This is a genomic window from Halomonas sp. JS92-SW72 (assembly GCF_003547075.1).
Classification (GTDB): domain Bacteria; phylum Pseudomonadota; class Gammaproteobacteria; order Pseudomonadales; family Halomonadaceae; genus Halomonas; species Halomonas alkalicola.
The window spans coordinates 2,351,096-2,368,794 of record NZ_CP032147.1 but is presented as its reverse complement, the minus strand read 5'-3'; the positions used below and the strand labels follow the sequence as shown (position 1 = coordinate 2,368,794).

General features: G+C 67.5%; 17 protein-coding genes. 15 read left to right on the top strand and 2 right to left on the bottom strand.

Translation table 11 applies throughout. The annotated features are described in order from the left end of the window. Positions 1–7: 7 nt before the first annotated feature. Positions 8–1,093 (bottom strand): 3-deoxy-7-phosphoheptulonate synthase, encoded by a 1,086-nt coding sequence (locus tag D1793_RS11080; protein WP_119022226.1) that lies wholly within the window; start codon positions 1,091–1,093, stop codon positions 8–10. A gap of 341 nt (positions 1,094–1,434) precedes the next feature. Here D1793_RS11080 and rpoE point away from each other — a divergent pair, with 341 nt between their 5' ends. The 14 genes from rpoE to acpS all read left to right on the top strand — a co-directional run bounded on the left by rpoE (position 1,435) and on the right by acpS (position 14,008). Further along, entirely contained in the window at positions 1,435–2,040 is a 606-nt protein-coding gene (gene rpoE / locus D1793_RS11075) for an RNA polymerase sigma factor RpoE (protein ID WP_119022225.1), read from the top strand. A 194-nt stretch (positions 2,041–2,234) separates the two neighbouring features. Beyond that, positions 2,235–2,924, top strand: a complete 690-nt coding sequence (locus D1793_RS11070; protein WP_119022224.1) for a sigma-E factor negative regulatory protein — start codon at positions 2,235–2,237, stop codon at positions 2,922–2,924. Between the two features lie 109 nt (positions 2,925–3,033). Next, on the top strand, positions 3,034–3,933 hold the full coding sequence (locus D1793_RS11065; RefSeq protein WP_240407655.1) for a MucB/RseB C-terminal domain-containing protein: 900 nt from the start codon (positions 3,034–3,036) through the stop codon (positions 3,931–3,933). A gap of 110 nt (positions 3,934–4,043) precedes the next feature. Further along, positions 4,044–5,465 carry a DegQ family serine endoprotease gene (locus D1793_RS11060; protein ID WP_119022222.1) on the top strand — a complete coding sequence of 474 codons (1,422 nt, stop codon included), beginning with the start codon at positions 4,044–4,046 and terminating at the stop codon, positions 5,463–5,465. Between the two features lie 106 nt (positions 5,466–5,571). Continuing rightward, the gene (locus tag D1793_RS11055) at positions 5,572–6,201 is read left to right on the top strand and encodes a DUF4351 domain-containing protein (protein ID WP_119022221.1); all 630 of its coding nucleotides are present in this window, start codon (positions 5,572–5,574) and stop codon (positions 6,199–6,201) included. An 18-nt stretch (positions 6,202–6,219) separates the two neighbouring features. Next, positions 6,220–6,450 carry a hypothetical protein gene (locus tag D1793_RS11050; protein ID WP_119022220.1) on the top strand — a complete coding sequence of 77 codons (231 nt, stop codon included), beginning with the start codon at positions 6,220–6,222 and terminating at the stop codon, positions 6,448–6,450. 341 nt (positions 6,451–6,791) lie between these two features. Further along, positions 6,792–7,220, top strand: coding sequence for a hypothetical protein (locus D1793_RS11040; protein WP_119022218.1), 429 nt, complete (start codon positions 6,792–6,794; stop codon positions 7,218–7,220). A 538-nt stretch (positions 7,221–7,758) separates the two neighbouring features. Next, positions 7,759–9,576 (top strand): translation elongation factor 4, encoded by a 1,818-nt coding sequence (lepA, locus tag D1793_RS11035; RefSeq protein WP_119022217.1) that lies wholly within the window; start codon positions 7,759–7,761, stop codon positions 9,574–9,576. 27 nt (positions 9,577–9,603) lie between these two features. Then, positions 9,604–10,407: a signal peptidase I gene (lepB, locus tag D1793_RS11030; RefSeq protein ID WP_119022216.1), complete on the top strand. Its 804-nt coding sequence runs from the start codon at positions 9,604–9,606 to the stop codon at positions 10,405–10,407. Positions 10,408–10,486: 79 nt separating this feature from the next. Then, positions 10,487–11,191 carry a ribonuclease III gene (gene rnc / locus D1793_RS11025; protein ID WP_119022215.1) on the top strand — a complete coding sequence of 235 codons (705 nt, stop codon included), beginning with the start codon at positions 10,487–10,489 and terminating at the stop codon, positions 11,189–11,191. After that, positions 11,188–12,087, top strand: coding sequence for a GTPase Era (gene era, locus D1793_RS11020; RefSeq protein ID WP_119022214.1), 900 nt, complete (start codon positions 11,188–11,190; stop codon positions 12,085–12,087). Before rnc ends, era begins: the two co-directional genes overlap by 4 nt. Positions 12,088–12,093: 6 nt before the next feature. Continuing rightward, a complete protein-coding gene (gene recO, locus D1793_RS11015) occupies positions 12,094–12,795 on the top strand; it encodes a DNA repair protein RecO (RefSeq protein WP_119022213.1) in 702 nt (233 codons plus the stop codon). 37 nt (positions 12,796–12,832) lie between these two features. Then, entirely contained in the window at positions 12,833–13,627 is a 795-nt protein-coding gene (gene pdxJ, locus D1793_RS11010; RefSeq protein ID WP_119022212.1) for a pyridoxine 5'-phosphate synthase, read from the top strand. A 3-nt stretch (positions 13,628–13,630) separates the two neighbouring features. Further along, on the top strand, positions 13,631–14,008 hold the full coding sequence (gene acpS, locus D1793_RS11005; RefSeq protein ID WP_119022211.1) for a holo-ACP synthase: 378 nt from the start codon (positions 13,631–13,633) through the stop codon (positions 14,006–14,008). Here acpS and D1793_RS11000 read toward each other — a convergent pair. Next, complete coding sequence (locus D1793_RS11000) at positions 14,005–16,686, bottom strand: ATP-binding protein (RefSeq protein WP_119022210.1); 2,682 nt, start codon at positions 16,684–16,686, stop codon at positions 14,005–14,007. The two genes, acpS and D1793_RS11000, sit on opposite strands and share 4 nt — an antisense overlap. Before the next feature lie 116 nt (positions 16,687–16,802). On the opposite strand from D1793_RS11000, the gene cysM reads away from it, so the two are divergent. After that, on the top strand, positions 16,803–17,699 hold the full coding sequence (gene cysM, locus D1793_RS10995; RefSeq protein ID WP_119022209.1) for a cysteine synthase CysM: 897 nt from the start codon (positions 16,803–16,805) through the stop codon (positions 17,697–17,699).

Here is a 17,699-nt window from a genome sequence, read left to right as displayed (position 1 = left end):
GCCTCGATTAAGCCGGCTGCGCCTCGAGCCGCTTGGCCAGCGCCGGGGCGAGCTTCTCGTTCATCGCCTTGAAGGCGCGCTCGGTGGTGTCCCAGTCGATGCAGGCATCGGTGATGGAGACGCCGTACTGCAGCTGGTTGAGGTCCTCGGGCACCTTCTGGGCGCCCCAGCCGATGTTCGACTCCACCATCAGGCCGATGATCGAGCGGTTGCCCTCGAGGATCTGGTTGGTGACATTCTCCAGCACCAGGGGCTGCAGCGCCGGGTCCTTGTTGGAGTTGGCGTGGGAGCAGTCGATCATGATGTTGGGCTTGATGCCGGCCTTCTTGAGCTCCTGCTCGGCCAGGGCCACGCTGACGCTGTCGTAGTTGGGCTTGCCGTTGCCGCCGCGCAGCACCACGTGGCCGTAGGCATTGCCGCGGGTGCGGATGATCGCCACCCGGCCGGCATAGTCGATGCCCAGGAAGTTGTGCGGGTGGGCCACCGACTGCAGGGCGTTGACCGCCACCTCCAGGCTGCCGTCGGTGCCGTTCTTGAAGCCGATCGGGCAGGAGAGGCCGGAGGACATCTCGCGGTGGGTCTGGGACTCGGTGGTGCGCGCCCCGATGGCCGACCAGCTGATGCAGTCCTGAATGTACTGCGGCGAGATCGGGTCCAGCGCCTCGGTGGCCAGTGGCAGGCCCATCTCGGCCAGCTCCACCAGCAGCCGGCGGGCGATGTGCAGGCCCTCCTCGATCTCGAAGGAGCCGTTGAGGTGCGGGTCGTTGATCAGGCCCTTCCAGCCCACGGTGGTGCGCGGCTTCTCGAAGTAGACCCGCATCACTATGTAGAGGCTCTCCTTGACCTCGTCGGCCAGGCGGCGCAGGCGGCGGGCGTAGTCGAGGGCGGCGTCCACATCGTGGATGGAGCAGGGGCCCACCACCACCAGCAGGCGGGGATCCTCGCCGTCGAGGATGCGCTGGATGGTCTCCCGCCCTGCGATGACGGTGCGCTCGGCGGCCTCGGTGAGAGGAATCTCCTGCTTCAGGGCCTCGGGAGTGATAAGGACGTCCTGGGAGAGGACGTTGAGGTTGCTGACCTGCTGATCTGTCATTCGGCTACCTGTGTGTCGTGTCTGCGCTGATGGCCCGGGGGCGAGGGAGAGTTTTTCCCCCTACTATACACCGGTGGGGCCGCATCAGATCAATCACGGAACCCTCGCCGGGGCCTGGTGGTCTCAGCGCGGTTCGTCCTGTCGATGCCGCGATGACCCGCCCCGGGTTGATGGATGGCCAGGAAAAGGGAACACTTGTGCGACTTTGGGCTACGGCCTTCGGAACTTTTGCCGCCCCTTCAGGGCTTCGGGTTGATGCCATGCACGCACTCTTCAACATGACCGCCGCTCCCCGGGCGTACTCGTCACGCTCTCCTCGCCGTCTGCCGGGGAGGCCGTGAATGGGTGCCAGGGAGACCGACCAGCAGCTCGTCGAGCGCGCCCAGAAGGGCGACAACCAGGCCTTTGACCTGCTGGTGAGGAAGTACCAACACAAGATCATCGGGCTGATCGGGCGCTACGTCCACGACCATGCCGAGGTGCAGGATGTGGCCCAGGAGGCGTTCATCAAGGCCTACCGGGCGCTGGGCAAGTTTCGCGCCGAGAGCGCCTTCTATACCTGGATGTATCGCATCGCCATCAACACCGCGAAGAACCACCTGGTCTCCCGGGGGCGCCGTCCGCCGGGCAGCGACCTGGATATCGTGGATGCCGAGATCGTCGATCACAGCGGACGCCTGGCGGACTCCGAGACGCCGGAGGCGGCCATGGCCCGTGACCAGCTCGAGGCGGCGGTCTTCGAGGCGATCGACAATCTGCCCGATGACCTGCGCACGGCGATCACCCTGCGTGAGCTCGAGGGGCTCTCCTACGAGGATATCGCCAACATCATGCAGTGCCCGGTGGGCACGGTGCGTTCGCGGATCTTTCGCGCCCGGGAGGCGGTGGACCAGCATATCCAGCCGCTGGTCACCACCTCCCGCAACCGCGAGACTGTGGAGGAGTAAGGGCGGCAGGGGTGTCTGCACACTTTTTGCCGATTGGCTGAACTGTCGGTCGCCTTTGACGTCAGAAGCTGTGTTCGATCCGCCTGCCAGGCGGAGATCGCGTCGGCATTCCCGGCCCAATCCGGGAATGCCGATTCCAGGCTGAAATCGAGGGAGCAGGGCGGAGCGCCCTGCCACTGTAGAGGGTGTTGAGAATGAGTCAGAACGCACGGGAGTCGCTTTCTGCCCTGATGGATAACGAGGGGGACGAGCTGGAGCTGCGCCGAGTTCTCAAGGCGCTGGAGGCCTCCCCCGACGCCGCCGAGGCGTGGCGGCGTTACCACCTGATGCGCAGCCTGATGCGTCGGGAACCCGATATCGACGTCACCACCGATCTCTCCGCCGGCATCATGGCACGCCTCAAGGACGAGCAGCCGCCCCAGATGGATGCCCCTGCGCCTACCGCCCGCCGCACGCTGCCCTTCGCGCGCAGCGCCAGTATCGCCGCTGCGGTGTCGCTGATGGTGATCACCGGGGTGCAGTTCTATGGTGGCGGCGGCTCAGATGGCGCCCAGCCGAGTGTCGCCGGCGGCAGCGCCGCTCAGCCGGCACCCGCCAGCCTGGCGGCCGGCGAGAGTGCCGCGCGTCCCTCGCTGGTCGACCTGCCCCTCTTCCAGCTGCCTCAGGGCGCCGGACAGGGGCTGATGACCGTGGGGGCCGGCGCTGACGCCCCCCCCATGTTCATGGCGCCGGGGCAGCGCCAGTCGCTGCTCATCGACGAGGAGCAGGCCCGCCTGCTGCAGTCCTACCTGGATCGCCACGCCGAGGGGGCCGCCTACCGCAGCGGCGATACCTGGATGCCGCTGCTGCGCGCCTCCGGCGCCGACGGCCTCGGTCAGCGCTGAGCGCAGCGGGGTGACGATGAGTGCGTCACGCCTGTGCCTCCTCGCCGCGAGCTGCCTGGGTGGTCTGCTGTTCAGCAGCGTCCTGATGGCCGCCCCGATGGCAGAGACCATGGCAGTGTCCAACGGGCCCGACGAGGAGTCCTTCGACTGCCGCGTCCTGGCCGAGGCCGAGGCCCCCGAGACCGCCCGGCAGTGGCTCGAGCGCAGCCTGTGGGCGGGCCACTGCTACCTCTATGATGCCCATGCCGTGCGCATCGGCCACGATGGCGTGCGTACCCTGACCCTGAGCCATGATGTGCATGACGGCATCGAGCGTGGCGTGGCCAGCTACCTCGATGGTCCGCCCATGGTATTCGAGCGTCGCGGGCGCGTCGGGCGCCTGGGCGGGTCGGGGGAGGGCGGAGAGGCGCTGCCGTCCCCGGCCGGCATCGCCGAGCGGGTCGACGGCCTCTACCGCCTGCAGCTCGGTGGCGAGGAGCGCATCGCCAACCGCCGCGTCCTGCGTCTGGACATCGCCCCTCTGGACAGTTTCCGCTTCGGGCATCGTCTGTGGCTCGACCAGGCCACCGGCCTGACGCTCAAGCAGTCGCTGCTCGACGAGACCGGGCGCTCCCTTGAGACCTTTCAGCTGACGGCGCTGGAGCGTCCCCGCCTCTATCAGGGCGAGGTGCGTCTCGACCGCCTGCGCGAAGCCCCGGCAGACCCCTGGCGGCTGGGCTGGCTGCCCGACGGCTTCGCCCCCCAGCCGGCGGATACCCGCAGTGCCCGCCACGGCGAAGGCGTCATCCATCGCCTCTACAGCGATGGGCTCGCCACCCTCAGCCTGTTCGTGGCGCCCATCGACGAGGTGGAGCTGCTGGCGCCGGGCCTGCATCGCCTGGGCGTCTCCAACGCCGCGGTGCGCCATCGCGACCTGGGTGGTGAGCCGCGCCAGCTGGTGGTGATGGGCGAGCTGCCGCCCCGGGTGCTGCTGCGGGTTGCCGACAGCCTGGTTTGGGAGGCGCCCTGATGAGGCTTGTGAAGGCCGCTCATCGCCCCTATCTGCCTGTTGTGCCATGACCCTCATCGCCAACCGATATCATGGATATCCGTCGTTCCGACCCATCGCAGGAGCCCTTCATGAAGCGCATGATCCGACCCCTTTCCCTGTGGATGCTGCTCGCCGCGACCCTGCTGGCCTGGCAGTCGGCCGCGGCCCGGGGGCTGCCCGACTTCACCGAGCTGGTGGAGGAGGCCGCTCCTGGCGTCGTCAACATCTCCACCACGCGCACGGTGCAGAGCCGCGACAACCCCTTGCAGGGCTTCGGCGGTCAGGAGCTGCCGGAGATCTTCCGCCACTTCTTCGGCGACCGCTTCCCGGCGCCGCCCGGCGGTTCGGCGCCCGGGCGTCCCCAGGAGCGCCAGTCACTGGGCTCCGGCTTCATCATCAGCGATGACGGCTACATCCTCACCAATGCCCACGTGGTGGACGGCGCCGACGAGATCCTGGTGCGCCTGAGCGATCGCCGCGAGCTGGCCGCCGAGCTGGTGGGCAGCGACGAGCGCACCGATGTGGCGCTGCTCAAGGTGGACGCCGACGCGCTGCCGACCCTCAAGCTGGGCGACTCCGATGTGCTCCGGGTAGGGGAGTGGGTGGCCGCCATCGGCTCGCCCTTCGGCTTCGACCACTCGGTGACCGCCGGCATCGTCAGCGCCATCGACCGCACCCTGCCGCGGGACGCCTATGTGCCCTTCATCCAGACCGACGTGGCGATCAACCCCGGCAACTCCGGGGGCCCGCTGTTCAACCTCGACGGCGAGGTGGTGGGGATCAACTCCCAGATCTTCACCCGCAGCGGCGGCTTCATGGGGCTCTCGTTTGCCATCCCCATCAACGTGGCCATGGACGTGGCCGACCAGCTGCGCGATGACGGCCAGGTGCGCCGCGGCTGGCTCGGGGTGATGATCCAGCCGGTCTCCCGGGACCTGGCCGAGTCCTTCGGCATGGAGAGCCCCAGCGGCGCCCTGATCGCCGACCTGGACCCCGAGGGCCCGGCCGCCCGCGGTGGCCTGCAGGCCGGCGATGTCATCCTCGAGGTGGACGGCAGCCGCGTGCACGACTCCAGCACCCTGCCGCGCCTGATCGGCCGCACCGCGCCGGGCAGCGAGGTGGAGCTCGAACTGATGCGCGACGGCCAGCGTCGCCAGCTCACCGTCACCGTGGGTGACTGGCCCGACGCCGAGCGGGCCACCGCCAGCCGCCCACAGGAGAGTCGCCAGGCCCGCCTGGGTATCTCGGTGGGGGAGCTCGAGCGCGCCGAGCGTGAACAGATCGGCATCGAGGGCGGCGTGCGGGTGCGCGAGGTCGACCCCGACGGTGCCGCCGCCGCGGCCGGCATCCGTCCCGGCGACATCCTGGTCAGCATCGACCATCGGGCCGTCACAGGCGCCTCTCAGCTGGTCGAGCTGGTCAGCGAACTGCCCGCCGATCGTGCCGTGCCGGTGCGCCTCTACCGCGACGGCCGCTCGCTGTTCGTGGCCCTGCGCCTGGCCGCCGACTGAGTCCTCCCTAGGCGCCACCCGGACCCGGCGGCCATGGCCGCCGGGTTCGCTGTATCTGGCCGCTTGACCAGTACCTGGCGAAGGCCTGCCGCCCATCCTGCCTATCGTGCTCTATAACGGGGCCAAGCGCTGGACGGCGAAGCAGGATATCTACGACTTGGTGCAGCCGGAACCGCCGAGCTTCCTGAGGGTCTACCAGCCGCACCTGCGTTACTACCTGATCGATGAAGGCCGCTACACTGACGAGGAACTGGGGCTGCGCCAGACGCCGCTGAGCGGGGTGTTCGGTATAGAGAACGCCGGGGAGAGCTGGGATGCCCTGCAGCAGGCGGTGGATCGGGTCGTGGCGATCATCCAAGCTGATCCCCACAAGGAGCGCATCGACCGGATCATCACCCGCTGGCTCAAGCGCCATTTGCATCGACTTGAGGCCGGGGTCAACCTGGATCGTCTCGAAAGCCTCGTGGAGGACAAAGATATGTTGGCAGAGAATTTAGAGAATTTGGTGAAGAAAGAGCGGCTGGAAGGCCGTCAGGAAGGTCGTCAGGAAGGTCGTCAGGAAGGTCGTCAGGAAGAGGCGCAACGGATTCTGCGCAAACAGATCAGCCTCAAGTACGGTGACATGCCGGAATGGGCACAGAATCGTCTAGACAAGGCGACACCGGACCAGTTGGAAGATTGGTCCACCGCCATCCTTGTCGCTGATAGCCTTGAAAGCCTGCTGGGCGAGCATTGAGCCTGACGGGGTGAGGCCATGCTGGCAGAGAACTTGGAGAGCTGGGCTCAGAAAGAGCAAATGAAAGGTGAGCAGCGTGGCCGCCTTGATGAAGCCCGCGATAATCTTCGCGCTCAGCTCAGCTTCAAATTTGGCGACGTTCCGAGCTGGGTAGAGGATCGAATTGATCGGGCAGACCATGCTCAGCTGAAAAACTGGTTGCGCGATATCCTGTTCGCCGACAGCGTGGATGAGATGTTCAAGCAGTAGCCTTTTCGTCGCTGTGCCGTCACCTGCAGCGGGTAGCCTCCAAAGCCAGGCTCGACCTGGAGCAGCTCAACAGTCTGGTGGAGGATAGAGATATGCTGGCAGAGAACTTGGAGAATTTGGTAAAGAAGGAGCATGCAGAGGGCCGCGCGGAAACGCAGCGTCAGACAGCCACTAACCTCATCGCACGAACAGAGATGGATGATCGGATGATCTCAGAGATTACGGGGTTGCGCATCCAGGAAGTTGCTCAGCTACGCCGGGAGTCACAGCATTGATGAATCCCGTTTGTTGGGTAATTTGACCGTGCTATTTGACGACTATCACCACAGTGAGGGTCAGTCATGATGGTCTCTTTCAAACGCAAACGGCTGTATCGCGTCGGCTCTCGTCCGCTAGAGGTGGCGGTCGATGACGTGAAGGCACTGGCTGAAGCCGTCTGGTACCGCGGCTATCGTCCGACGCGGGTGGAACTGGAGCAGCTGCGTGGCGTGATGTCACGAGAGGAGTTCCAGAGGGCGCTTTGTGTGCTGGAACTGCTCAGTCAGTATCCAGTGTGCCGCCGCGAGACCGCACGACATCTACAGCAGCTCGCCCGGTACTTTCATAGGGAGCTGCTTGGAAACGACGACACGCCGGTACAGGGGCGCTACTCCCCCAGCAAGCGTTGGGGCTTGAATGATGCCACTGGCCCCTTGCGCAAGGCGCTGTTGCCGCTGCAGACCCGTACCTACGCTGACGCCACGGGCCACCAACACGGCCTCAGCGCTTGAGTGCTGGGGAAGTGTGCAGGCCTCCCCATGACCCCGCCAAATGCATAAGACATATACCAGAACAGATATCGGAGATTGGAGTTGTGAAACAACTGCTAGCACAGCTAGTGGTTGGAAAGATTCTTATGCGTCAACCGCCTGCCCTGTATCTGAAGATTAATAAATTTCGGCTTATCTTATCTTGAGAAATCATAGATAGACTCTGATCTCCTGTTTAACCTGAAGCTCCACCCAGTGGCCGGCAGCGATGTCGGCCACTGGCGTTATGGCCTGCCTCTGACCGCATTCAGCCCTTTCCCGGCATGGGCCCCGGCGACTTCCTTCCCCTACCAGCCCACCAAGCCCACCTGACAGCGCCACCGCCTGAGGCCCTGACGACTCCCCGATCTGTCATTCGAGCGAAGGGCGCTGGCTAAGCCGCCTCTGACGACAACCCGCCCTTTCTCGCTGTACAATACGCCCAACCTAGATTCTCGCGCTCGCTCGGGACCCTGCCCAGCTTTGTACATGGGTGCGTACATGAACCGGATTCTGATGCATGTCTAACAGCGAAAACCGTAGTAAAATCAGCCATATACGGAATTTTTCCATTATCGCCCACATCGACCACGGCAAGTCGACCCTTGCCGACCGTCTGATCCAGAGCTGTGGCGGGCTGTCCGAGCGCGAGCTGAAGGAGCAGGTGCTCGACTCCATGGAGATCGAGCGCGAGCGCGGCATCACCATCAAGGCCCAGTCGGTGACCCTGGACTACCACGCCCAGGACGGCAGCACCTACCAGCTCAACTTCATCGACACCCCGGGCCACGTGGACTTCTCCTACGAGGTCTCGCGCTCGCTCTACGCCTGTGAAGGGGCGCTGCTGGTGGTCGACGCCGCTCAGGGCGTCGAGGCGCAGTCGGTGGCCAACTGCTACACCGCCATCGAGCAGGGGCTCGAGGTGCTGCCGGTGCTCAACAAGATGGACCTGCCCCAGGCAGACCCCGACAAGGTCGCCCACGAGATCGAGGAGATCATTGGTCTGGATGCCACCGATGCCTGCCAGGTCTCGGCCAAGAGCGGCCTGGGCATCGATGCCCTGCTGGAGCGTCTGGTGCGCGACATCCCGCCGCCCAAGGGGGATCCCGACGCCCCGCTGCAGGCGCTGATCATCGACTCCTGGTTCGACAACTACCTGGGCGTGGTCTCCCTGGTGCGGATCTTCGACGGCACCCTGAAGAAGGGCGAGAAGATCCGCATCAAGTCCACCGGCCGCGACTGGCAGGCCAACGAGGTGGGCATCTTCACCCCGCTGCGCCGCGAGACGGGGATCCTGCGTGCCGGCGAGGTGGGCTTCGTGGTGGCCGGGATCAAGGAGATCCAGGGCGCGCCGGTGGGGGATACCATCACTCACGCCAAGACGCCTGACGTCGAGCGCCTGCCCGGCTTCCAGAAGGTCAAGCCCCAGGTCTACGCCGGCATGTTCCCGGTCAGTGCCGACGACTACGAGGATTTCCGCGACGCCCTGGAGAAGCTGGCGCTCAACGACGCCTCCCTGGAGTACGAGCCCGAGAACTCCGACGCCCTGGGCTTCGGCTTCCGGGTCGGCTTCCTCGGCACCCTGCACATGGAGATCATCCAGGAGCGCCTCGAGCGCGAGTACAACCTGGACCTCTTGACCACGGCGCCCACGGTGGTCTACGAGCTGGCGCTGAAGAACGGCGACGTCATCTACGTTTCCAACCCCTCCAAGCTGCCCGACATGGCCGACGTGGAGGAGATGCGCGAGCCCATCGTGCGCGCCAGCATCCTGGTGCCCCAGGAGTTCGTCGGCAACGTCATCGCCGAGTGCGAGAATCGCCGCGGTACCCAGAAGGACATGCAGTTCCTCGGCAGCCAGATCCAGCTGGTCTACGAGCTGCCGATGTCCGAGGTGGTGATGGACTTCTTCGATCGCCTGAAGTCGATCTCCCGGGGCTATGCCTCGCTCGACTACGGCTTCGAGCGCTTCCAGGCGGCCAAGCTGGTGCGCCTGGACGTGCTGATCAATGGCGACAAGGTCGACGCCCTGGCGGTGATCATCCACCGCGACCACGCCCACGGCCGCGGCCGGCTGCTGGTCGAGAAGATGAAGGAGCTGATCCCGCGCCAGATGTTCGACGTGGCGATCCAGGCCGCCATCGGTGGCCAGGTGGTGGCCCGCTCCACGGTCAAGGCGCTGCGCAAGAACGTCACCGCCAAGTGCTACGGTGGCGACGTCAGCCGCAAGAAGAAGCTGCTCGAGAAGCAGAAGGCGGGCAAAAAACGCATGAAGCAGGTCGGCCGGGTGGAGATTCCCCAGGACGCCTTCCTCGCCGTGCTAAAGGTCAATGACTGATATCAACCGCTAGGAACGCATACCCCCATGGATTTCTCCCTGCTGCTGGTGGTGGCCGTGGCCGTCACCGGCCTGATCTGGCTGCTGGATCTCGTCTGGTGGCGCCCCGCCCGCCGCCGCGCTGCGGCCAACGCCGAGGCCGGCACCACCGAGGGGCTCGACCCCGTCGCCCGCGAGAAGGTGCTCAAGGAGCCCTGGCCGGTGGACTACTCGCGCTCCTTCTTCCCGGTGCTGCTGGTGGTGCTGGTGCTGCGCAGCTTCGTGGTGGAGCCCTTCCAGATCCCCTCGGGCTCCATGCGCCCGACCCTGGAGGTGGGCGATTTCATCCTGGTCAACAAGTTCACCTACGGCCTGCGCCTGCCGGTGGTGCACACCCGCATCGTCGAGTTCAACGAGCCGGCGCGCGGCGACGTCATGGTGTTCCGCTTCCCCAACGAGCCGGCGGTGAACTTCATCAAGCGGGTCGTCGGCCTGCCGGGCGATACCGTGCGCTATGAGGGCAAGCAGCTTTACGTGAACGGCGAGCCGGTGCCCAAGCGGCTGCTGGAGGAGGGCCCCGCCGGCGCACCGGGGGAGCTGCTGCTGGCCGAGCGGCTGGGCGGTGTCGAGCACCGGATCTACAATAATCCCCGAGACCCGGGTCCGCAGATGCGTGAGCTGGTGGTGCCGGAAGGCCACTACTTCACCCTGGGCGACAACCGCGACCACTCCAACGACAGCCGCTACTGGGGCTTCGTGCCGGAGGAGAACATCGTCGGCCGGGCGTTTGCGGTGTGGATGCACTGGGACGGCGGCCTGCCCAGCTTCAGCAGCGTGCGCCGCATCCAGTGAGCCTCCATGCCACCGGCGGCAAGGGCCGTCGTACGCGGGCCGCATCGGCGCCGACAAGACATCAGACAACAGGATATTCGTGAGCCACTCCCTCAACGCCTTCAGCCGACGCCTCGGCCACGCCTTCAGGGATCCCGCCCTGCTGGAACTGGCCATGACCCATCGCAGCGTCGGCGGGCAGAACAACGAACGCCTCGAGTTCCTCGGCGATTCCATTGTCAACTTCGTGATCGCCGAGGCGCTGTTCCGGCGCTTCCCGGACGCCCGAGAAGGGCAGCTCTCGCGCCTGCGTGCGCGCCTGGTCAAGGGCCAGACTCTGGCCGAGCTGGCCCGCGAGATGGGCTTCGGCGAGCACCTGCGGCTCGGCTCCGGCGAGATGAAGAGCGGCGGCCATCGCCGCGAGTCGATCCTGGCCGATGCCGTGGAGGCGGTGATCGGTGCCATCTACCTGGATGCCGGCATGGAGGCGGTGCGCGGTCGCGTGCTCTCCTGGTATGCGGCACGGCTGGAGAACACCAGCCTGCAGGATACCCAGAAGGACCCCAAGACCCGCCTGCAGGAGTTCCTGCAGTCCCGTCAGGTGCCGCTGCCCCGCTACGAGGTGGTCAACGTGGAGGGCGAGGCGCACGCCCAGACCTTCACCGTGGAGTGCCACGTGGAGATGCTCGAGCAGCACACCACCGGCGAGGGGGCCAGTCGGCGCCACGCCGAGCAGCAGGCCGCCGAGAAGGCCCTGGCCCTGCTGGAACCCGTCAGGGCCAACGCACAGGGAGCACGACCATGACCCAGACCTGCGGCTTCGTGGCCATCGTCGGTCGCCCCAACGTCGGCAAGTCGACGCTGATGAACCGTATCCTCGGCCAGAAGATCTCCATCACCTCGCGGCGTCCCCAAACTACCCGCCACCAGGTGATGGGCATCAAGACCGAGGGGGAGACGCAGTTCATTTACGTCGACACGCCCGGCATCCATATCATGGCGAAGGATCGCAACAAGGCGATCAACCGCTTCATGAACCAGGCGGCGACCCAGGCCCTGCGTGACGTGGACTGTGTGGTGTTCATCATCGACCGCACCCGCTGGAGCGACGAGGACCAGATCGTGCTGCAGCGCCTCGAGCACGTCACGGCGCCGGTGATCCTCGCGGTCAACAAGGTCGACCGGCTGCAGGACAAGGCGAGCCTCCTGCCCTGGCTCGAGGAGGTCGGCGCCCGGCGCGACTTCGCCGCCATCGTGCCGATCTCCGCCAAGCACGGCACCAACGTGCCGGAGCTTGAGGCCGAGGTGGCCAGGCACCTGCCCGAGAGCGTGCACTTCTTCCCCGAGGACCAGGTGACCGACAAGAGCCAGCGCTTCCTGGCGGCGGAGCTGGTACGCGAGAAGGTGATGCGCCAGCTCGGCGACGAGCTGCCCTACCAGATGACCGTGGAGATCGAGGAGTTTCGCGACGAGGGGCGGGTGGTACACATCAGCGCCCTGATCCTGGTGGAGCGCCAGGGGCAGAAGAAGATCCTGATCGGTGAGAACGGCGAACGCATCAAGAGCATCGGCCGCGAGGCGCGCCTCGACATGGAGCGCGCCTTCGGTGCCAAGGTGATGCTCAATCTCTGGGTCAAGGTGAAGCGTGGCTGGTCCGACGACGAGCGGGCGCTGAAGAGCCTGGGCTACAACCTCGACTGAGGCGCCATGACGCCCGAACCGGCCTTCCTGCTGCACCGGCGCCCCTACCGGGAGACCAGCGCCCTGGTGGAGCTTTTGACCCTGCACCACGGGCGGGTGCGGGCGGTGGCCCAGGGGGTGCAGCGCCCCGGTTCCCGCTCCCGGGGGCGCTTGCAGCCCTTCGCGCCGCTCTACCTCACCTGGGCGGGCGAGGGGGAGCTCAAGCGCTTGCGCCTCATGGAGAGCCGTGGGTCAGCGGCGCTGCTGGCCGGCGAGGGGCTGCTCTGCGGGCTCTATGCCAACGAGCTGCTCACCCGCACCCTGCCGGTGGAGTTGCCGGTGGCCGAGGTGTTCGCCTTCTACGCGGCGCTGCTCGAGGCCCTGCCGCGCCCCAACGCCCGCGCCGCCGGCCTGCGTCGCCTCGAGGTGGCGCTGCTCGAGGCCTTGGACGCCCTGCCGCGTTTCACCACCCCGGACGGCGGCGAGCTGGACCCCCAGGCCCGCTATGTGCTGGATGCGGCCACCCGCGCCTTTCGCCCCGGCCAGCCCGGCCTGGATGGCCGCACACTGCGCCTGCTGGGAGCCGGGGACTGGGACGCCCCGGGGCTCGCGGGCCCCGCCAAGGCGGTCACCCGGGCGGCGCTGGCGCCGCTGCTGGGCGCCCGCCCCTTGCGCTCCCGGGAGCTGATGGTCCAGCTTGCCGAGCGCCGCCGGGCTGGGTTACACTGATTACCTCCTGATTTCCCGCATATCCAAGGATCGTGCCATGCATCCCCCCCGACTCCTGCTCGGCGTCAATATCGACCATATCGCCACCCTGCGCCAGGCCCGCGGTACCCGCTACCCTGACCCGGTTCAGGCGGCGCTGCTGGCCGAGGAGGCCGGCGCCGATGGCATCACCGTGCATCTGCGTGAGGATCGCCGGCACATCCAGGAGCGCGATGTGCGCCTGCTGGCCGAGGTGCTCAACACCCGCATGAACCTGGAGATGGCGGTCACCGAGGCGATGATCCGCCTGGCCGAGGAGGTACGCCCGGCCCACGTCTGCCTGGTGCCCGAAAAGCGCGAGGAGCTGACCACCGAGGGCGGTCTGGACGTGGTGGGGGGCTTTGCGGCGATCCAGACCGCCTGCCAGCGCCTGGCCGCGGCCGGCTGCGAGGTGTCGCTGTTCATCGACCCCGAGCCGTCACAGATCGAGGCCGCCGCCCGCGCAGGCGCGCCGGTGATCGAACTGCACACCGGCGCCTACGCCGAGGTGACCGGCGAGGCAGCGGTCAAGGAGCATGCGCGGCTCGCGGCGGCCGTCGAGATGGCACTGGAACTGGGGCTCACCGTCAATGCCGGCCACGGCCTCAACTACCACAACGTGGAGGCCATCGCCGCCATCCCCGGCCTGCACGAGCTCAATATCGGTCATGCGATCATCGCCCGTGCGCTCTTCGTCGGGCTCAAGGAGGCGGTGGCCGAGATGAAGCGGCTGGCCATCGCCGGCCAGGAGGCGGGCTTCGTGGCCTCGCTGGAGGAGCACGACCACGACCACCACCATGATCATCAGCACTGAGCCATGATCCTCGGCATCGGCACCGACATCGCCAGGGTCGAGCGCTTCGAGCGGGCGCTGGCGCGGCACGGCGAGCGGCTGGCCCCGCGGCTGCTGGGCGAGCTGGAGCGAGAACGCCTGGCGGGACATCCGGCGCCGGCGGCCTTCCTGGCCAAGCGCTTCGCCGCCAAGGAGGCTTTCGTCAAGGCGCTGGGGACCGGCCTGCGGCTTGGCATGCGCTGGACCGAGATCCAGGTCACCAACGATGCCCTCGGCCGGCCCTCGCTGCTGCTGTCGGGCAAGGCCCACGAGATGGCGTTGGCCGCCGGGGTGCGGGCGACACACCTGTCGATCAGCGACGAGGAGGCCCTGGCCATCGCCTTCGTGGTCTTGGAAGGCTAGCTGTCGCCGGGCCTGGCCTGCGGCTTCGCCCAGTCGCGCAGGTCCGCCATGGCGGCGAAGAGGTCATCCATCAGCGGTATCACTGCCTCCCGGCCACGGGTGCGCAGCCGGGTCTCCAGGGACTCGGCGATCAGCCCCAGCCGCGGGGCCCCGCAGTAGCGACAGGCCCCGTTGAGGGCGTGGATGCCGTCCAGCAGCGCCTCGTCGTCGCCCTCCTCCAGGGCGCGGCGCAGGGCGGCTTCATTGTCGTCGAGCCCCCCCGCCAGGCGCTCCAGCAGCTCCCTGGCAAGCGCCACCCGTCCCCCTGCCAGCCGTGCGCCGAGCTCCAGGTCCACCGTGGGCAGCTCGCCGTCATCGGCGATCAGCACGGGCGCCTCCTCCCGCGGTGGCGAGGCGGTCTCGTCGCCCTCCGGCAGGGCGACATCCAGATGCCGGTGCAGGGCGCTGCGCAGCTCGGTGGCGTCCAGCGGTTTCACCAGCACATCATCCAGCCCGCTGGCCAGCAACCGGTGGCGCTCCTCCTCCAGCACGTGGGCGGTGACCGCCACCACCGGGGTGGTGCGCCAGGGGCCGCCCAGGCGGCGCAGCGCCTGCGTGGCGGCCACGCCGTCCATGCCGGGCATGCGGATATCCATCAGCACCAGGTCGAAGGGGTGCTGTCGGGCCAGCGCCAGGGCCTCCTCGCCGCTGGCGGCCAGGCTGACCTCGATGCCCGGGCCTGCCACCAGCTCGCGCAGCAGCAGACGATTCGACTCGGTGTCATCCACCGCCAGCAGGCGCAGCACCGAGGGGGGCGACAGCTCCTGCGGGGCGGCCTGTGTCGAACGCTCGCCTGCGTCCAGGAGGCTCGCCACGACGCTGGCCAGGGTGGCCCTGGCCAGCGGCTTGGCGAGGATCTCGCCGCCGTGGGGCAGCGGCAGGCTGGGCAGGTCGAGCGGGCTGGCATTGGCCAGCAGCAGCGTCGGGCAGTCAAGCTCGGCCAGTCGGCGCTGCCATGCCGACGCCTCCTCCGGGGTCAGCGGCGTATGGGGCAGGCTTGCAACCAGCAGGGCCGTAGACGCGTTCTGCGGTGGCGGGGTCGTGTCGTCCAGCGGTTGGGCGCCCCAGCGGGAAAAGAGATGGCGCAGGGCGCGGCGAGTGGCGGGGTGGGGCTCCTCGATCAGGACCGTCTGCCCGTCGAGCTCAAGCTCGGGGGGGCGCTCGCTGAGGTCGCTGCCCTCCAGCGGCAGGGTGAAGGAGAAGGTAGCGCCCTGGCCGGGCTCGCTCTCCACGCCGATCTCGCCGCCCATCTGCTCGACCAACTGGCGGCAAATTGTCAGCCCCAGCCCACTGCCGCCGAACTCCCGGGAGTGGCTGGGCTCGGCCTGGTGGAAGGCCTGGAATAGACGGCGCTGGCGCTCCGGGGAGAGGCCGGTGCCGGTGTCGGTGACGCTGATCCTCAGGATGACGCGGCCGGGGTCGGCCTGCTCCACCATCACCCGTACCACTACCTCGCCCTGGCGGGTGAACTTCACCGCGTTGTGCACCAGGTTGGTGAGCACCTGCTGGATGCGCATCGGGTCGCCGGTGAGCACGCTGGGCACATCGTCATAGACCAGGCCCAGCAGTTGCAGCTCCTTCTGATGGGCCAGCGGTGCCTGCAGGCCCAGCACCTCATCCACCAGGGCCACCATGTCCAGCGGAAGGCGCTCGAGTTCCAGGCGCCCGGCCTCGAGCTTGGAGAAGTCGAGCACATCGTTGACCAGCATCAGCAGGTTGCTGGAGGCGCGCTGGACGTGCTCCAGCCATTCGCGTTGACGCGGCTCCAGCCGCGAGCGGTCGAGCAGGCGGCAGAAGCCGATGATGCCGTTCAGCGGGGTGCGGATCTCGTGGCTCATGTTGGCCAGGAATTCCGACTTGATGCGGTTGGCCTCCACGGCGCGGCGATGGGCGATGTCCAGTTCGATGTTCTGGACCTCGATGGTCTCCATGGACTCCTCGAGCTCGGCGGTGGCCTGCTCGATCTGGCGCTGCGTCTCCAGGCGCGCCCGGGCCAGGTGGCTGGCCAGGGCGTTGACCCGTTCGGTGAGGCCGGCCAGCTCGCCGGGTGAGGGGGCAAGCTCGGGGGGGCTCTCGCCGCGGGCCAGTCGGGAGAGGGCCTCATCCACGGCTCGCAGGGGAGGGGAGAGGCGCCGGTGGGTGGCGAAGGTCAATCCCCCCAGCAGCAGGGCGGCGATCCCCAGCAGCAGGGCCGTCAGGCCGATCTGGCGATAGTGGTCGAGCAGCAGCCGGCTGGCATCCACGTCGAGCACCAGCCAGGTCGGTTCGGTGCCGGACAGCGGCGTCTGCAGTCGCCATTCGGTGGCCTGCTGTTCGAGGTGCCGGTGGCCGTCGCGCGGCAGGCCGGGCGGTGAGCGCAGCCGGCCCAGCTGCAGCAGCGTCTCGCCCCGGGCATCGATGATGCCGAGTGCGCGAACCTCGTCGAGTTCCAGCAGCCGCGCCGCCGTGGCCTCCCTCTGGAGGGCATCATCTGGGCTGCCCAGCTGGGGCGCGAGCAGGTCAATGGCGTGATCGAGGCGGGCCCGCAGCAGCTCGTCGTGGTGCGACCGGTGCAGCGACAGGGTCGTGGCGGCAATCAGCAGCATCAGCAGCCAGGGGACGACCAGGCCGGTCATCAGCAGGCGGAACTTCAGGGACATCGACAGGCTCTCTGCAGGTGGCAGTCCCCAGTATGACACAGCCGCGGGGGATGCCTGTCCACCCCGGGGTGGCAGGGATATAATGGCTGAAAACCCGTTTCCACAAGGAAGGTTGCATGCATTTTCCCACCCTCGAGGAGGTCGTCGGCAACACGCCCCTGGTCCGCCTCAAGCGCATCACCGCCGGCCGCAACAACATCCTGCTGGCCAAGCTGGAGGGCAACAACCCCGCCGGCTCGGTGAAGGATCGCCCGGCTCTCTCCATGCTCGAGCAGGCCGAGGCGCGCGGCGAGATCCGCCCCGGTGACACCCTGGTGGAAGCGACCTCGGGCAATACCGGCATCGCGCTGGCCATGGCGGCCGCCATCAAGGGCTATCGCATGGTGCTAATCATGCCCGAGAACGCCTCCGAGGAGCGTAAGCAGGCCATGGCGGCCTTCGGCGCCGAGCTGATCACCGTCAGCAAGGAGGGGGGCATGGAGGAGGCCCGCGACCTGGCCGAGGCAATGCTGGCGCGCGGCGAGGGCAAACGCCTGGACCAGTTCGCCAACCCTGACAACCCCCTGGCCCACTATCGAGGCACCGGCCCCGAGATCTGGGAGCAGACCGCCGGCACGGTGACTCACTTCATCAGCTCCATGGGTACCACCGGCACCATCATGGGGGTCTCCCAGGCGCTCAAGGAGCGCAACCCCGAGGTGCAGATCATCGGCCTGCAGCCCGAGGACGGGGCCAGCATCGCCGGGATTCGCCGCTGGCCGACGGAGTACCTGCCGAGCATCTTCAACGCAAGCCGGGTCGACCGGGTTCTGGACATCGGCCAGCACGAGGCGGAGGCGCACATGCGCCGCCTGGCCCGGGAGGAAGGCATCCTGGCCGGGGTCAGCTCCGGCGGTGCTCTGGCCGGCGCCCTGCGCGTCGCCGAGGAGGTGGAGAACGCGGTGATCGTGTTCATCGTCTGCGACCGCGGCGACCGCTACCTCTCCACCGGCCTGTTCGCCCCGGAGGCCTGA

Bases quoted from the DNA above. Each gene is read 5' to 3' on its own strand.
- D1793_RS11000 (WP_119022210.1), bottom strand. From the start codon at position 16,686: ATGTCCCTGAAGTTCCGCCTGCTGATGACCGGCCTGGTCGTCCCCTGG.
- D1793_RS11040 (WP_119022218.1), top strand. From the start codon at position 6,792: ATGATGGTCTCTTTCAAACGCAAACGGCTGTATCGCGTCGGCTCTCGT.
- era (WP_119022214.1), top strand. From the start codon at position 11,188: ATGACCCAGACCTGCGGCTTCGTGGCCATCGTCGGTCGCCCCAACGTC.
- cysM (WP_119022209.1), top strand. From the start codon at position 16,803: ATGCATTTTCCCACCCTCGAGGAGGTCGTCGGCAACACGCCCCTGGTC.
- recO (WP_119022213.1), top strand. From the start codon at position 12,094: ATGACGCCCGAACCGGCCTTCCTGCTGCACCGGCGCCCCTACCGGGAG.
- rpoE (WP_119022225.1), top strand. From the start codon at position 1,435: ATGGGTGCCAGGGAGACCGACCAGCAGCTCGTCGAGCGCGCCCAGAAG.
- D1793_RS11080 (WP_119022226.1), bottom strand. From the start codon at position 1,093: ATGACAGATCAGCAGGTCAGCAACCTCAACGTCCTCTCCCAGGACGTC.
- D1793_RS11050 (WP_119022220.1), top strand. From the start codon at position 6,220: ATGCTGGCAGAGAACTTGGAGAGCTGGGCTCAGAAAGAGCAAATGAAA.
- acpS (WP_119022211.1), top strand. From the start codon at position 13,631: ATGATCCTCGGCATCGGCACCGACATCGCCAGGGTCGAGCGCTTCGAG.
- lepB (WP_119022216.1), top strand. From the start codon at position 9,604: ATGGATTTCTCCCTGCTGCTGGTGGTGGCCGTGGCCGTCACCGGCCTG.
- D1793_RS11060 (WP_119022222.1), top strand. From the start codon at position 4,044: ATGAAGCGCATGATCCGACCCCTTTCCCTGTGGATGCTGCTCGCCGCG.
- pdxJ (WP_119022212.1), top strand. From the start codon at position 12,833: ATGCATCCCCCCCGACTCCTGCTCGGCGTCAATATCGACCATATCGCC.
- D1793_RS11065 (WP_240407655.1), top strand. From the start codon at position 3,034: ATGGCAGTGTCCAACGGGCCCGACGAGGAGTCCTTCGACTGCCGCGTC.
- lepA (WP_119022217.1), top strand. From the start codon at position 7,759: ATGTCTAACAGCGAAAACCGTAGTAAAATCAGCCATATACGGAATTTT.
- D1793_RS11070 (WP_119022224.1), top strand. From the start codon at position 2,235: ATGAGTCAGAACGCACGGGAGTCGCTTTCTGCCCTGATGGATAACGAG.